Annotated in this window: 12 protein-coding genes; 3 read left to right on the top strand and 9 right to left on the bottom strand. The window is 62.6% G+C overall.

From position 1 onward, the window contains the following. Positions 1-195: 195 nt before the first annotated feature. The gene (locus ACM6I7_RS14155; protein WP_346649898.1) at positions 196-1,251 is read right to left on the bottom strand and encodes a haloacid dehalogenase-like hydrolase; all 1,056 of its coding nucleotides are present in this window, start codon (positions 1,249-1,251) and stop codon (positions 196-198) included. Between the two features lie 241 nt (positions 1,252-1,492). Between ACM6I7_RS14155 and ACM6I7_RS14150 the strand changes: the two genes are divergently transcribed. Further along, positions 1,493-2,884, top strand: a complete 1,392-nt coding sequence (locus tag ACM6I7_RS14150) for an L-cystine transporter (protein ID WP_414888759.1) — start codon at positions 1,493-1,495, stop codon at positions 2,882-2,884. Positions 2,885-2,988: 104 nt separating this feature from the next. Here the strand turns inward: ACM6I7_RS14150 and ACM6I7_RS14145 are convergent, their stop codons facing one another. Continuing rightward, positions 2,989-3,501, bottom strand: coding sequence for a dihydrofolate reductase (locus tag ACM6I7_RS14145; RefSeq protein WP_097088936.1), 513 nt, complete (start codon positions 3,499-3,501; stop codon positions 2,989-2,991). Between the two features lie 85 nt (positions 3,502-3,586). On the opposite strand from ACM6I7_RS14145, the gene ACM6I7_RS14140 reads away from it, so the two are divergent. Further along, positions 3,587-4,960 carry a DUF2868 domain-containing protein gene (locus ACM6I7_RS14140; protein WP_414888758.1) on the top strand — a complete coding sequence of 458 codons (1,374 nt, stop codon included), beginning with the start codon at positions 3,587-3,589 and terminating at the stop codon, positions 4,958-4,960. Continuing rightward, positions 4,953-6,329 carry a GTPase/DUF3482 domain-containing protein gene (locus tag ACM6I7_RS14135; protein ID WP_414888757.1) on the top strand — a complete coding sequence of 459 codons (1,377 nt, stop codon included), beginning with the start codon at positions 4,953-4,955 and terminating at the stop codon, positions 6,327-6,329. The genes ACM6I7_RS14140 and ACM6I7_RS14135 overlap by 8 nt, the downstream gene beginning before the upstream one ends. A gap of 113 nt (positions 6,330-6,442) precedes the next feature. Here the strand turns inward: ACM6I7_RS14135 and ACM6I7_RS14130 are convergent, their stop codons facing one another. The 7 genes from ACM6I7_RS14130 to ACM6I7_RS14100 all read right to left on the bottom strand — a co-directional run bounded on the left by ACM6I7_RS14130 (position 6,443) and on the right by ACM6I7_RS14100 (position 15,596). Next, a complete protein-coding gene (locus ACM6I7_RS14130) occupies positions 6,443-7,000 on the bottom strand; it encodes a phosphonate degradation HD-domain oxygenase (protein WP_414888756.1) in 558 nt (185 codons plus the stop codon). Next, complete coding sequence (locus tag ACM6I7_RS14125) at positions 7,000-8,133, bottom strand: TIGR03364 family FAD-dependent oxidoreductase (protein WP_414888755.1); 1,134 nt, start codon at positions 8,131-8,133, stop codon at positions 7,000-7,002. Before ACM6I7_RS14125 ends, ACM6I7_RS14130 begins: the two co-directional genes overlap by 1 nt. Before the next feature lie 137 nt (positions 8,134-8,270). Then, a complete protein-coding gene (locus ACM6I7_RS14120; RefSeq protein WP_003229178.1) occupies positions 8,271-9,296 on the bottom strand; it encodes a putative 2-aminoethylphosphonate ABC transporter substrate-binding protein in 1,026 nt (341 codons plus the stop codon). Positions 9,297-9,343: 47 nt separating this feature from the next. Continuing rightward, the gene (locus ACM6I7_RS14115) at positions 9,344-11,068 is read right to left on the bottom strand and encodes a putative 2-aminoethylphosphonate ABC transporter permease subunit (RefSeq protein WP_285373042.1); all 1,725 of its coding nucleotides are present in this window, start codon (positions 11,066-11,068) and stop codon (positions 9,344-9,346) included. Further along, complete coding sequence (locus ACM6I7_RS14110; RefSeq protein WP_414888754.1) at positions 11,068-12,144, bottom strand: putative 2-aminoethylphosphonate ABC transporter ATP-binding protein; 1,077 nt, start codon at positions 12,142-12,144, stop codon at positions 11,068-11,070. The genes ACM6I7_RS14115 and ACM6I7_RS14110 overlap by 1 nt, the downstream gene beginning before the upstream one ends. Before the next feature lie 256 nt (positions 12,145-12,400). After that, a complete protein-coding gene (locus ACM6I7_RS14105) occupies positions 12,401-13,264 on the bottom strand; it encodes a LysR family transcriptional regulator (RefSeq protein ID WP_041072184.1) in 864 nt (287 codons plus the stop codon). Positions 13,265-13,280: 16 nt separating this feature from the next. After that, a complete protein-coding gene (locus tag ACM6I7_RS14100; protein ID WP_414888753.1) occupies positions 13,281-15,596 on the bottom strand; it encodes a heavy metal translocating P-type ATPase in 2,316 nt (771 codons plus the stop codon). Positions 15,597-15,627: the final 31 nt, after the last annotated feature.

Here is a 15,627-nt window from a genome sequence, read left to right as displayed (position 1 = left end):
CCCCGCCAAGTGCGGGGCATTTTTTTGCCTGATCCAAAAACAATGAAGATCAAAACTGTGGGAGCGGGCTTGCTCGCGAAAGCGGTCTACCGGTCAAAAAATCTCCCGCCTGACACTCCCTCTTCGCGAGCAAGCCCGCTCCCACAAGGGACTGTCAGTGATTCTGGAATCTGAGTTCCAACAAGGATTGGGGGCTTACTGGATTTCTTCAGGCTTGACGATCACCCAGTTTTTGTCCGCCGTCACCGGCAACCCTTCCTTGGCCTGCGCCGCCGCATGCTTGGCCATCATGCCGTTGAGCTGGGTCATGTATTTGTCCTTGCGGTTGACCCACAAGTGAATGCCGCCCTTGGCCACATCCACATCGTGGAACAGCATGTAGCCGTCGCTGCTCGGTGTGTCGCCGCCCACCAGCACCGGTTTTTTCCACTCGTCGATGTAGGTCAGGATCGCCGCGTGCTTGCCGGCCATCCAGGTTGCAGGGGTCCACAGGTACGGGGTCAGTTCGAGGCCGAGGTTGGCCTTCTCGTCATACTTGCCAGCGGTGATCTGTTTGCGCGCAGTGGTCAGTTCGCCGGTTTCGCGGTTCTTCAGCAGCGTGGTCACGCCGATCACGTTCTGCGGTTTGACGTTGTAGCCGTACTTCGGATCTGCCGCGACCATGCGCACCAGTTCTTCGGAAGCGGCAGTCATCACGTAGACCTCGATGCCGTTCTCCATCAGCTTGTTGTACAGCTCGGCCTGGCCGGTGAAGACCTTTGGTGGCTGCACATCGAGGTTCTTCACTACATCGCCTTCGTAGTAGGTCGCCGGCACCGGTTTGCCAGACGCCATCAACTCATCGACGTAGCCCTTGAGTTCCTTGAGAGTGAAGCCGGAGAACACCTGCGCTACCCACGGGTAGCAGACCATGTCGTCGACTTCGCACAGGCGATAGTAGTAACTGAACAGGCTTTCCTTATGGTCGGCGGTGTCCTTGAACGGCATCAGTTTCAGCGAGGGGTCGAGTTTGTCGCGGGTGATCAGGCCCTTGTTTTCCATGAACGGCAGCAACGACTCTTCAAGGTCGTATCGGTAGCTGGTGTTGTCCATGTCGAACACCGCGTAATTACCCTTGTTGGCATTGGCGGCGATCATCGCGTCGAGTGCCTTGGCCTGATCCGCCGGCCAGTGCTTCAGGTCGGTGGCGAATGCGTGAGCGGCCAAGCCCAATCCAAGAACCACAGCGAGCATTTTCGGTGCGAACTTCATCGGCGTTTTCTCCCTGACTGAAAGACATCGACGCTAACAAATAAGTGTGACAGTCCTCGTCTGTCAGCGACCGCTTACGTCTTCTCAACGCCAGTTGCATTGTCGATAACGACAACCGCTTATTCCAAAAACGACGGACGACCTGCGATTTCGGTATTAATTCATTGGAAATCAAACTGTTAGGCTTGCCGGTTCGCAGTTGCCCAAGAATGCGACTGGCACAAGTCTTATCGGAGTCTTCATGAATCTGCCGCTGATCCTCAATCTGCTGGTGTTCCTCGCCCTGCTCTTCGGTCTGGCGCAAACCCGCCACACGACGTGGAGCCTGGCGAAAAAAGTCCTGCTCGCGCTGGTACTCGGCGTAGCGTTCGGTGTTGCCCTGCACACCGTTTACGGTGCCGGCAACCCGGTACTGAAAGCCTCGATCGGCTGGTTCGATCTGGTCGGCAACGGCTACGTGCAGTTGCTGCAAATGATCGTGATCCCGCTGGTGTTCGCCTCGATCCTCAGCGCGGTTGCGCGTCTGCACAACGCCTCGTCGCTGGGCAAGATCAGCTTCCTGACCATCGGCACCCTGCTGTTCACCACCGCGATCGCGGCGCTGATCGGTATCGGCCTGACCAACCTGTTCGGCCTCACCGCCGAAGGCCTGGTCGCCGGCACGCAGGAAATGGCCCGTCTGCAAACCATTCAGACCGACTACGCCGGCAAGGTTGCCGACCTGAATGTGCCGCAGTTGCTGCTGTCGTTCATTCCGCAGAACCCGTTCGCCGACCTGGCCCGGGCCAAGCCGACCTCGATCATCAGCGTGGTGATCTTCGCCGCGTTCCTCGGGGTCGCGGCGCTGCAACTGCTCAAGGATGATGCCGAGAAAGGTCAGAAAGTGATCAACGCCATCGACACCCTGCAAGCCTGGGTGATGAGTCTGGTGCGTCTGGTGATGAAGCTGACCCCGTACGGCGTGCTGGCGCTGATGACCAAAGTGGTGGCCGGTTCCAATCTGCAGGACATCATCAAGCTCGGCAGTTTCGTCGTGGTTTCGTACATCGGTCTGGGCCTGATGTTTGTCGTGCATGGCCTGCTGGTGTCGGCCGCCGGGATCAACCCGCTGCGTTTCTTCCGCAAGATCTGGCCGGTGCTGACGTTCGCGTTCACCAGCCGCTCCAGCGCGGCGAGCATTCCGCTGAGTATCGAAGCGCAGACCCGTCGTCTGGGGATTCCGCAGTCGATCGCCAGTTTCGCCGCCTCGTTCGGTGCGACCATCGGCCAGAACGGTTGCGCCGGTCTGTACCCGGCGATGTTGGCGGTGATGGTTGCGCCAACTGTGGGCATCAATCCGCTGGATCCGCTGTGGATCGCGACGCTGGTGGCGATTGTGACTTTGAGTTCGGCCGGTGTGGCCGGGGTTGGTGGCGGCGCGACGTTTGCCGCACTGATCGTGCTGCCGGCGATGGGTTTGCCGGTGTCACTGGTGGCGCTGCTGATTTCGGTTGAGCCGCTGATCGACATGGGTCGTACGGCGTTGAACGTAAGTGGTTCGATCACCGCCGGTGCGATTACCAGCCAAGTGATGCAGCAGACCGATAAAGCACTGCTGGATGCGGATGAGCATGCGGAGCTTGCTCAGGCTTAAATTCTTCTTTGCCTGACCTGCCCTCTTCGCGAGCAAGCCCGCTCCCACATTGGATCTGTGATCGACACAAATCCAATGTGGGAGCGGGCTTGCTCGCGAAGCTCTTAAGCTTTTTCCCAGACTTCGAAGTTGTACGCGGGCTTATCGCCCTCAGCCGGATTCGACACGTTCGACACCAGCTTCCACTGGTTCAGATCGAACTCCGGAAACCACGCATCGCCTTCCGGGCTCAGCGCCACTCGGGTCAGATACAGACGATCGGCCTGCGCCAGCCCTTGCGCATACAACTGCGCGCCGCCAATCAGCATCAACTCATCGACACCCTGCGCTTTCGCCCATTCCTCGGCGCGAACCACCGCGGCTTCCAGCGACGGATACACCTCCGCCCCTTCCAGCAGCAGATCCGGCTGACGGCTGACCACGATGTTCAAGCGGCCCGGCAGCGGACGGCCGAGGGAGTCCCAGGTCTTACGGCCCATGATGATCGGCTTGCCGAGGGTCGTGGCCTTGAAGTATTTGAAGTCCCCCGGCAGGTGCCAGGGCATGCTGTTGTCGACGCCGATCACACGGTTTTCACCGAGGGCTGCGATCAGGCTGAGGGGGAGTGATTTAGTCATGCCGGCGAGGATACCAGAGCCTCGCTTGACCCGATAAGCGCCACAGCGGTTATGCTCACTGCTCAATCGAGCAACGGAATGGCGCGTGACTGAACTGACTCCACTGCAAAACCTCTGGCTGACTGAAACCATCCGCCTGCGCGAAGAACACGCAGGCCCCCTGGAAGATCTGGAAGCCAATCGTCTGGCCCGCGCGGCCGGCGGCGATCTGCCGGGCCGTATTCAGCGCCGCGCCGTGTGGCTGGCCGAGCGCGACGGGTTGAGCGCAGCACTCAAGCACTGGCTGCAAGGCGCGCGTCTGGCGCTGGTGCTGCTGGTGATTTTCGCGCTGCTGAGCGGCGCCGGGCTGGCCTTCGCCGCACTGAGCCAGACGCCGGTCAATGTGTTCTGGGCCCTGGGCAGCCTGCTCGGGCTGAACCTGATTCTGCTACTGAGCTGGGCACTGGGGCTGATCTTTGCCGGAGAACACGGCGCCACCCTCGGGCGCTTGTGGCTGTGGCTCAGTGAAAAACTCGCCCGCGATGCCAAAGCTGCGCAACTCGCGCCGGCCCTGCTGCTGATGTTGCAACGCAAAAAGCTCAATCGCTGGGTGCTCGGCACGTTGGTCAACGGCCTGTGGTTGCTGGCGATGCTCAGCGCGCTGCTGTTGCTGCTGACGCTGATGGCGACCCGGCGCTACGGCTTCGTCTGGGAAACCACGATTCTCGGCGCCGACACCTTTATCAACCTGACCCAAGCCCTCGGCGCGCTGCCGGCACTGCTCGGCTTCAACGTGCCGACCGTGGAGATGATCCGCGCCAGTGGCGGCGCAGCGCTGGATATCGAAAGCGCACGCCAGGCCTGGGCAACCTGGCTGGTCGGCGTGCTGGTGGTCTACGGTGTGCTGCCGCGCCTGCTGCTGGCGCTGTTGTGTTTCTGGCGCTGGAGTCGCGGCAAAGCCGCGCTGACGCTGGACTTGAACCTGCCCGGTTACGCCCAGTTGCGTGAACGGCTGATGCCGACCAGCGAACGCCTCGGCATCAACGACGCCGCGCCTGCGCAGTTGCATCGGGTCGAAAGCAGCGTCAGCGAACACGCCAGCGACGGCGCTTTGCTGGTCGCCATCGAACTCGACGATCAGCGCCCATGGCCACCAGCCCTGCCGAAAACCGTGAGCAACGCCGGCATCCTCGACAGCCGCGAATCGCGGCACAAACTGCTCGAACAGCTCAGCCGTTTCCCTCCGGCGCGCCTGCTGATCGCCTGCGATCCTCGGCGCTCGCCGGATCGCGGCAGCCTCGCGCTGATCGCCGAACTGGCGCGCAACGCCAGCGCCACCCGGGTCTGGCTGCTGCAAGCACCGCCCGGCGAAGCGCTGGACAGTGCCCGTCTCGGCGACTGGCACGTCGCGCTGCAACAACTGGAGTTGCCGTTCGCCGATTGCGCGCCGATGAACTGGCTGGAGAGCGGTCATGACTGATGCCCGGAAAGCGCCGCTGAAACTCGCGGTGGTCGGCCACACCAACGTCGGCAAGACTTCGCTGCTGCGCACCCTGACCCGCGACGTCGGTTTCGGCGAAGTCTCGCACCGGCCGAGCACCACTCGACATGTCGAGGGTGCGCGGTTGTCGGTGGACGGCGAGCCGTTGCTCGATCTCTACGACACGCCGGGGCTGGAAGACGCCATCGCCCTGCTGGATTTCCTTGAGCGTCTGGAGCGCCCCGGCGAACGTCTCGACGGCCCGGCGCGACTGGCGCGGTTTCTCGACGGCAGCGAAGCACGTCAGCGTTTCGAACAGGAGGCGAAAGTCCTGCGACAGCTACTCGCGTCGGACGCCGGTCTGTATGTGATCGACGCCCGCGAACCGGTGCTGGCCAAGTATCGTGACGAACTCGAAGTGCTCGCCAGTTGCGGCAAGCCGCTGTTGCCGGTGCTGAATTTCGTCAGCAGCGCCAACCATCGCGAGCCGGACTGGCGCGAAGCGTTGGCGCGGCTCGGCCTGCATGCGCTGGTGCGCTTCGACAGCGTTGCGCCGCCGGAAGATGGCGAGCGGCGCCTGTACGAAAGCCTTGCGCTGTTGCTGGAAAACGCCCGTCCGCAACTGGAGCGCTTGATCGCCGATCAACAGGCCCAGCGCCTCGCCCGCCAACAAAGTGCGGCGCGTTTGATCGCCGAATTGCTGATCGACTGCGCCGCGTGCCGACGCAGCGTGGTCAGCGAGGCCGAGCAGGAGCAGCAAGCGATCAGCGAACTGCGCAAAGCCGTGCGCCAGCGTGAACAGAAATGCGTCGAAGCGTTGCTCAAGCTCTATGCGTTTCGCCCGCAGGATGCGGCGGCCAGTGATCTGCCGTTGCTCGATGGGCGTTGGGGCGATGATCTGTTCAACCCGGAAACTTTGAAGCAACTCGGCGTGCGGGTGGGCGGCGGGATTGCTGCCGGTGCCGCTGCCGGGGCTGGCGTGGATCTGCTGGTCGGCGGCATTACCCTCGGTGCGGCGGCATTGGCCGGTGCGATTGCCGGTGGTGCACTGCAAACCGCGCGCAGTTATGGCAGCCGCCTGCTCGGCAAGATCAGGGGCCAGCGGGAGTTGACCCTGGATGACGGGGTGTTGCGGCTGCTGGCGTTGCGGCAGCGCCAACTGTTGCTGGCGCTCGATCAGCGCGGGCATGCGGCGATGGAGGCGGTTCAGGTCGCCACCCCGCAGGACAAGACCTGGCGCGAAGGCAGGTTGCCGGATGCGCTGAGCAAGGCGCGGGCGCATCCGCAGTGGTCTTCGCTCAATCCGCATGCGAAGTTGAATCAGGCGGAGCGGCAGGAGCAGATTGAGTTTCTGGCTGCAGATTTGTAGCGCCTGATCTGGCCTCTTCGCGAGCAGGCTCGCTCCCACATTGGGTCGTGGTCAGAACACAAAACCCTGTGGGAGCGAGCCTGCTCGCGAATGGCGCGACTCGGTGACATGGATTACACAGCCAGCAGCCGCGCCGCTTTCTCCTTCAACACCTGAAGGTCAATCACCGGCACCGCCCTCTCCTTGGCCAGCTCGTCCCAATGGCGCATGCGCAAGCTGACGGCACACAACGGATCCCGCTCAAACACATCCGCCTCAGCCTCGCTCATCACCCCGCCCTGATACTCCAGGGTCCGGCGACTCGCTTCACTCAGGCGCTCGAAATACCCAGGCTCGCGCAAGGTCAGATAACGTTTGGCCTGCACGTGATATTCCACCAGCCGCGCCAGGCGCTCACTGAAACCGGCCTCACGCAAATAATTCGCCCCCAGCCGCTCATGGCTGACCACGCCATAACCGCCAATGTTCTCGGCACCTTCGGCGCACAGGTGGCCGATGTCATGAAAGAACGCCGCCAGCACCACTTCATCATCAAAGCCTTCAGCCATCGCCAACTGCGCTGCCTGAGACATGTGTTCGATCTGCGACACCGGCTCACCGATGTAATCACTAGCACCAAAGCGTTCATACAGCGCAAACACCCGGTCAACGACTTGCGCATGCCCCGCCATCACATTTCCTCCAGCAATTGAGCCACGTTGCGCTCGGCCAGTGCCGGGCCGACGCTCATGCCGACGCCGGTGTGCATCAACGCCACACTCAGCCCCGGTGCCGGGCGCAGCAACGAAAACGGCCCCGGCCCACGGGCACCGTAGACGCCCTGCCAGCGCTCGACCACTTGCACCTTGCAGCCCAGCGTGTGCTCGGCCAGTTCGAGCATCCAGTTGTCCACTTGCTCGGCGTTGAACGGCGACGGATCGCTGCCGTAATGGTGCGAGTCGCCGATGATCAGCTCGCCATACGACGTCGGACTGATCAGCAGGTGAATGCCGTTGTCGTGCAGGTGCGGTTGTTCGCGCAGGATCTGCGCCTGCACCGCCGCCGCTTCTGGCAAATCGGCGAAGGCGCCGTAGTGCACGCAGCTCAAACCGGTGAGCAAGGCGTGTTGCAGATTCAGCTCGATCTGCGGTTTGGCGCGGAGCATTTGCAGGCGGCAGATCTGCGGATCGAGCGCGGCAATCGGTTCGGCCAGCAGGGTCTGATAATCGTGGCCGGAGCAGACGATGATCTGCTTCGCCGTGAAGCTGCCGGCGGTGCTGTGCAGGTACCCCGGCTCGACATCGCGTACCAGCGTCGAGAAGTGAAACTCGACGCCGAGGTCGCGGCGCAGATAGTCGATCAACGCCGGAATCGCTTCACGCGAGTACAGCTGTTGATCGTCCATGCCGTGCAGCGCCGCGCGGTGGTGGCTGAACTGACCGTGATACAGATCACGCAGGGCAGCGCCACGCAGCAAGTCGACGTTATAGCTATGTTCCACGGCGCGACCGGCGCAGAACGCTTCGAGCAGTTGCTCTTCGGCTTCGCTGCGGGCGAACAGGTACGAGCCGTTGCGCTTGATCTTGAGACCGGCGAGTTGCGCCCAGTCACCCCAGATCTCGCGGCTGGCCTTGGCCAGCTCGAGCATCGGCCCCGGTGGCTGACCGGTGACCAGCGCCTGACCAAAGTTGCGCACCGAAGCGCCGAGGGGCGTGGCGGTGCGTTCGAAAACGCTGACCTTGAGGCCGCGTTTGGCGGCGGCGTAAGCGTGGGACAGGCCGAGGATGCCGGCGCCGACGATCAGCAGGTCTTTGTGTTGAGTCATGGAGATTTTCCCTGAATGGGAGACCGCCTTCGCGAGCAAGCCCGCTCCCACAGTTTGATCGCATTCCTTCCGGTGGAACTCGGTCGAATGTGGGAGCGGGCTTGCTCGCGAAGAGGCCCTGTCAGTCGATAAAGATCTTACTTGGCGACAACTTTCTCGGACTTGCCGTCATACCGCTTGCGCCATTCGGTGAGGATCTCGTCGCGGTTCTTCGAGGCCCAGGCAAAGTCGTTCTTGATCAGGCGCTGCTCGTAGTCGGCCGGCAGTTCGGTCTGCGGCTTGGCGATGCCCGGCTGCGCAAGAACCGCAAAGTTCTCCTTGTACAGATCCATCGCCTCGGCGCTGGCGGAGAAGTCTGCGAGTTTTTTCGCCGCGTCTTCATGCGGCGTGCCTTTGATTACCGCAGTGGCTTCGATCTCCCAGCCCAGGCCTTCCTTCGGCAGGATGATGTCCAGCGGCGCGCCCTGGCGTTTCAGCTGTACGGCCGGGTATTCGAAGGAAATGCCGATCGGGAATTCGCCCGCAGCAGCCAGTTTGCAAGGCTTGGAACCGGAGTGAACATACTGGCCGATGTTCTGGTGCAGACCGTCCATGTAGGCCCAGCCCTGCTTCTCGCCGAAGGTTTGCAGCCAGGCGCTGACGTCGAGGAAACCGGTGCCGGACGACGCCGGGTTAGGCATGACGATCTTGCCCTTGTACTCAGGCTTGGTCAGATCCTGCCAGCTCACTGGTTTGCTCAGGCCCTGCTTCTCGGCTTCGACGGTGTTGAAGCAAATGGTCGCGGCCCACACGTCCATGCCGACCCAGGCTGGCGGGTTGGCAGCATCGCGGTAGTTCGCGCCGATCTTGCCCAGATCCTTCGGTGCGTAGCTTTGCAGCATGCCCTGCTGATCGAGGATCGCCAGGCTCGAAGCGGCCAGGCCCCACACCGCGTCAGCCTGCGGACGGGCCTTTTCGGCCAGCAACTTGGCGGTGATGATCCCGGTGGAATCACGCACCCACTTGATCTCGACGTCCGGGTTGGCCTTCTCGAACGCGGCTTTGTAAGCGGTCAGTTGCTCGGCTTCGAGGGCGGTGTACACCGTCAACTCGGTTTTTGCCGCGAAGGCGTTCAGGCTGAAAGTAGCGAGCACAGCAGCGGCCAGGGCCATAGGCTTGAACATGATCGTTTTCCTGTCGGTGAGTTGAGGCTGTAGGGATAAGTCGTCAATCAGTGACCGGGCGCGGTTTGCCGCCAGGCCTGGGAACGGCGCAGCAAGCCGCGCGAAGCCCACGCCAGCAGCAAGGACACGCCTGCCGAGGTGAACAGAATCAGGGTCGACATCGCCGCCGCGCCGCCGACGTTGCCGGCGTCATCCATGTTCAGCACCGCGACCGCCGCGAGGATGGTGTCGGGGCTGTAGAGGAAGATCGCCGCCGACACCGTGGTCATCGCCGAGACAAACAGGTAGCGCACGATGTCCAGCAGCGCCGGCAGGCAGATCGGCACGGTGACGCGCAGGTAGTGGCGGTACAGCGGGGCCTTGAGCGACAGCGCGGCGGCCTCGAACTCGGCGTCGAGCTGGCGCAGCGCGGTGGTTGCGGTCATTTGTGCGGTGGTCAGATAGTGAGCAATGGTGCAGACGATCAGCAGGGTCATCGTGCTGTACAGCACGTGCAGCGGGTTGCCGCTGAGGTTGAAGAAGAAGACGTAACCCAGACCGAGCACCAGCCCCGGCACTGCCATCGGGATGAAACTGAGCATGCGCAACGTCAGGTTGAGGCCGCGTTGGCTGCGGGTTTTCTCCATCAGGTAAGCGCCAGTGAAGATCAGCACGCTGCCGATCAGCGCCGTGCCCAGCGCCATCTTCAAGCTGTTGCCGTAGGCCAGCCAGCCACCGCCGGCGGTCTCGTTGAACTGATAGTGATTGAGCGACAGCGACAGGTTGTACGGCCAGAACTTCACCAGCGACGAAAACACTGCCATGCCGAACACCAGCAGCAGCGCCGCGCTGATCAACAAAACAATCGCCAGATAGCAGCCATCACGCAATTTCGACGGCGCCGGTTTGAACACCTGGGCGCGGCCGCTCATGGAATCACCGTGACGCCGACGCAACCAGGCATCGACGCCAAAGCTGAACAGCGCCGGCAGCAACAGCACCATGCCGATCAGCGCACCGCGACCGAATTGTTGCTGACCAACCACGGCTTTGTAAGCCTCCAGCGCCAGCACTTGATAGTCGCCACCGACCACCACTGGCACGCCGAAATCGGTGATGGTCAGGGTGAACACCAGACAGAACGCGGCAAACACGGCCTGCCGGGTCGCCGGCCAGGTGATGCTGCGAAAGGCTTTCGCCGGACTGGCGCCCATGCTCGACGCCGCATCGAACAGCCGCGCATCGGCCAGCGACAGCGCCGACAGCAGAATCATCAGCGCATGGGGAAAGGTGTAGATCACCTCACCCAGCACGATCCCCCAGAACCCGTAGATATTGTCCGAGAGCAGCCCGCGCAACATGCCTTGGTTGCCGAACAGATAGACCAATGCGATACCCGGCAGCATCGACGGCGCCATCAATGGCAGCAGGGAGATCCCGCGCCAGAGGCCCTTGGCCGGAATCATCGTGCGTTGCAGGGCGTAGGCAAACAGGTAGGCCAGCGGTACGACGATGGCCGCGACGCTGAGGGAAACTTTCAGGCTGTTGCCGAGCAGCCAGTGGAAATTCTCGCTGCTGACCAACTCCTTAGCGGCGAGCCAGCCACCGCCCTGCCCGGCCTCACTGCTGAAGCCACGCCAGAAGATCGCCAGCAACGGCAGCAGCACGGCGATACCGAGCAGCAACAGCAGCAGGAGTTTGCCGCCGAGGACGAAGATCCGGTCACCGACCTCGGCCCCGGACACTCGCCGCGCTTGCTTGTGCGGTAGCGGCAGTGCGATGTTCGCGCTCATCAGGCAAACACCTGCAGGCTGCGCGGTGGCAAGGCGACCATGATCTGCTGGGCGCCAAGGCGTGGCATGGCTTCCGGCGCCAGTTCAGCAAGCAGCGCGTGGCCCGGCAATTGGTCGAGTTCGAAGCTCATGCGGCAGCGATTGCCGAGGAAGGTGATCTCGCGCACCTTGGCCGGGAACAGGTTTTCTTCGTGCACCAGCGGATTGACGTTGATTGCTTCCGGGCGACAGAACAGTCGGCCCGAAGCACCGCTCACACTGCCATCCGCCAGACGCACATCCATCCCGCCAACCCGGGCGTGACTGGCGCTGCTGCGCTGGAACGGCAGCCAGTTGCCCTGCCCGACAAACTCGGCGACAAATGGCGTGGCCGGGCGGTTGTAGATTTCCTGCGGGGTGGCGTACTGCTCGACCCGGCCGTTGTTCATCACGGCGATGCGGTCGGCCATCAGCATGGCTTCGTCCTGATTGTGCGTGACCATCAGGGTGGTGATGCCGAGGTTGCGCTGCAGTTGGCGCAGTTCGGTGCACAGATGCTCACGTACCCGGGCGTCCAGCGCCGACATCGGTTCATCAAGCAACAGCAGCGACGGCGCCGGGGCCAGGGCACGAGCCAGGGCAACCCGCTGTTGCTGGCCGCCGGACAACTGGCCCGGGTACTTTTTCTCACTGCCGGTGAGGCCGACCAGTTCCAGCATCTGCCCGACGCGACGGCGTACTTCGTCGCGACCACTGCCGGCGAGGCCGTAGGCAATGTTCGCTTCGACGGTCAGATTGGGGAACAGCGCGTAGGACTGGAACAGAATGCCGTAATCCCGGGCCTGCGGCGCAAGGTGCGAGACATCGCGATCGCCGAGGTACAACTCGCCGCTGTCCTGCTTCTCCAGCCCGGCGATGCAGCGCAGCAGCGTGGTCTTGCCGCAACCCGAGGGGCCGAGCAGGCACACCAGCTCACCGGCCGCAACATCGAGGGAGACGTTATCCAGTGCGGTGAACGCGCCGAAGCGCTTCTGCACGCCGCGCACTTTCATCGGCGCACCGGGGTTGGTCAGGGCAGTTGCGATTACAGGATTCATGGACAGACCTCATCAAGCAGATGGGGCCAATCCTAGAGTTGTAATGCGTCCGTCATGTGGCAGTAGGGCAAAAACGGCTGATAGTGGTATTCGGGGATTTTGGTTCAGGTTTCAAGTCATGGGTTGCCGGGTCTGGCCCCATCGCTGGCAAGCCAGCTCCCACAAGGATCTTCAGTGAATGCAGATTTTGTGAACACCTGAAATACCTGTGGGAGCTGGCTTGCCAGCGATGGGGCCAGTGTGAACAGTGAAGAAATCAGGCCGGGGACATTTCCTGGGCCAACCCCAGAAACGCCGCCGGCAACCGCGCACCCTTGCGCTCCTTGAGGCAATACAGATACTCGGGAATCTGCGGCGCATTCTCGATAGTCAGCACCCGCAATTGCGGATCGTGCGGGACTTCCTGGCGGGCAATGATGCTGATGCCGATGTTGCGCAGCACCGCCTCGCGGATCGACTCGCGGCTGCCAATTTCCAGCAGCGGCCCGAAACTGACCCCGGCGCTTTCCAGCAACTCCTCGGTCAAACGGCGGGTGGTCGAACCCGACTCGCGCATCAACAACGTATGCCCGGCCAGTGCACTCAACGCCACATGCTCCTGCGCCGCCAGCGGATGGTTGCGATGCACCGCCAGTACCAGTGGATCGCTGCCCAATACCCGGCGAATCAACCGCGCATCCTCAAGCAACTGCGACGACGCGGCGACGTCCACCCGATAATCCTCCAGCGCTTCGAGCACTTGCTGCGAGTTGCCGATTTCCACCGACACTTCCACCTGCGGCAGGCGCTCGCGGAAGGTCTTGACCAGATCGAGGATGTAATACGGCGCGGTGGCGGCGATGCGTAGCGTGCCCTGCACCTGACCGCTGTTGCGCAGGAAGAACTCGATGTCGGCCTCCTGCTGCAACAGCGCCTTGACCATCGGCAGCAACCGCGCGCCCTCGTCGCTGACGCTCAGGCGCCGACCGCCACGGTAGAACAGCTCCACCGAATACTGGCTTTCCAGGTTACGGATCTGCGTGGTCACGGTGGGTTGGCTGAGGCCGAGTTTCTTCGCTGCCAGCGTGATGCTGCCCAGGCGGGCGACCATATAAAACGCTTTCAGCTCGGCACTCAGCACACCCGTCCCTCATCGTTTATTTACGCAGCAGGCGCAAACCGTTGAACACCACCAGCAGGCTCACGCCCATGTCGGCGAACACCGCCATCCACATGGTGGCGAGTCCGGCGAAGGTTACCCCAAGAAAGATAGCCTTGATCACCAGTGCCAAGGCGATGTTCTGTTTCAGGATGCTCGCGGTGTCACGCGACAGGCTGATGAACGCGGGAATTTTGCGCAGATCGTCGTCCATCAGGGCGACATCGGCGGTTTCAATCGCGGTGTCGGTGCCGGCGGCCGCCATGGCGAAACCAATCTCGGCGCGGGCCAGTGCAGGAGCGTCGTTGATGCCGTCGCCAACCATGCCCACCCGATGACCCTGTGCATAAAGCGCTTCGATGGCTTGCAGCTTGTCGGTTGGCAGCAAGTCGCCCTTGGCCTGATCGATGCCGACCTGCGCGGCAATCGCCTGCGCGGTGTGCACGTTGTCACCGGTGAGCATCATGGTTTTCACGCCCAGCGCGTGCAACTGGCGGATCGCTTCGCGGCTGGACTCCTTGACCGTGTCGGCCACGGCGAACAGCGCCAGCGGACCAGAACTGTCGAGCAGCAGCACCACGGACTTGCCCTGTTTCTCCAGCGCAAACAGCTTCTCTTCGAGTTGCGGCGAGCACAGGCCCAGCTCCTCGACCAGACGATGGTTGCCCAAGTGATAGGTCTGGCCGTTGACCTGTCCCTTCACGCCACGACCGGCCAGCGCTTCGAAGTTATCCACAGTCAGCACGGCGAGTTTTTTATCCACAGCCGCATTGGCGATGGCCAGCGACACCGGGTGATCGGAGCGCCTGGCCAGTGCGGCGGCGATTGCCGGAGCAGTGTCGTCAGCGGTCGGGTCCAGCGACAGGTAATCGGTCTGCACCGGTTTGCCGTGGGTGATCGTGCCGGTCTTATCCAGCGCCAGATAGTCGAGCTTGAAGCCGCCCTCCAGGTACACGCCACCCTTGACCAGAATGCCTTTGCGCGCCGCTGCCGCGAGGCCGCTGACGATGGTCACCGGGGTGGAAATCACCAGTGCACAGGGACACGCCACCACCAGCAGCACCAGCGCACGGTAGATCCAGTCGAACCACAACGCGCCCATAAACAGCGGCGGAATGATCGCCACCGCCAGCGCCAGGACGAACACCACCGGGGTGTAGAATTTCGAGAACTGATCGACGAAGCGCTGCGTCGGCGCCCGCGCACCCTGAGCCTGCTCGACGGCGTGGATGATCCGCGCCAGGGTCGAGTTGTTCGCCGCCGCAGTCACCGAGTATTCCAGCGAACCGGCCTGGTTGATGGTGCCGGCGAAGACTTTGTCGCCCACGGTTTTCTCCACCGGCAGGCTTTCACCGGTGATCGGCGCCTGATCGATGGTCGAACTGCCGCTGACGACCTCGCCGTCCAGCGCAATGCGCTCGCCGGGTTTTACCCGCACGCGGGCGCCGAGTTCGACGCTTTTAACCTCTTGTTCGATCCAGTTGCCGTCGGCTTGCTGCACCGTGGCCTGTTCCGGGGTCATCTGCATCAGGCCGCTGATGGCATTGCGCGCACGATCCAGCGAGCGCGCCTCGATCAGCTCGGCCACAGTGAACAGGAACATCACCATCGCCGCTTCCGGCCACTGACCGATGAGGATTGCGCCGGTCACCGCGATGCTCATCAGCGCGTTGATGTTGAGGTTGCGGTTTTTCAGGGCGATCCAGCCCTTTTTATAGGTGGTCAGGCCGCCGCTGAGGATCGACACCAGCGCAATGATCGCCACCACCCAGGTCGGCGCGGCGTTGGTGAAGTGGATCACTTCAGCCGCCAGCGCACCAACGCCAGACAGCGCCAGTGGCCACCAGTGTTTTTTCACCGGCGCCGGGGCCGGGGTTTCGACTCCCGCCTCCAGTGGCTCGGCGTGCATGCCCAAGGACGTGATCGCCTCGGTGATCGGCGCGGTGTCCGGCAGATTGTGGGTCACGCCGAGCACGCGGTTGATCAGGTTGAATTCCAGCTGCTGCACACCGGCCAGTTTGCCGAGTTTGTTCTGGATCAGCGTCTGCTCGGTCGGGCAGTCCATCGCTTCGATGCGGAAACTGCTCAGTCGGGCGTCAGCGCTGGTTTTCTCGCTCAGTTGCACCAACGCAGGCGCGGCAGCTGTCGACGAGCAGCAAGAATCTTCGTGCGAATGAACCGGTGCCGATGCTGCGGCTTTCGACCCGCAGCAGGAATCGCCGCCATGTTCGTGCTTATGCACAGGCTGCAATTTATGGCTGTGGCTATGATCGTGCCCGTCGCCGGGCTTGTGGGTGTGCTGGGAATCGCTCATCGGGTCGCGTCCATGAAGGTGCCTGTTGCCA

It is taken from the genome of Pseudomonas sp. IT-93MI4 (genome assembly GCF_949767635.1).
GTDB classification, from domain to species: domain Bacteria; phylum Pseudomonadota; class Gammaproteobacteria; order Pseudomonadales; family Pseudomonadaceae; genus Aquipseudomonas; species Aquipseudomonas putida_A.
Note: the sequence above shows the minus strand (reverse complement) of the source record. Positions and strands in the feature narration are given on the sequence as shown.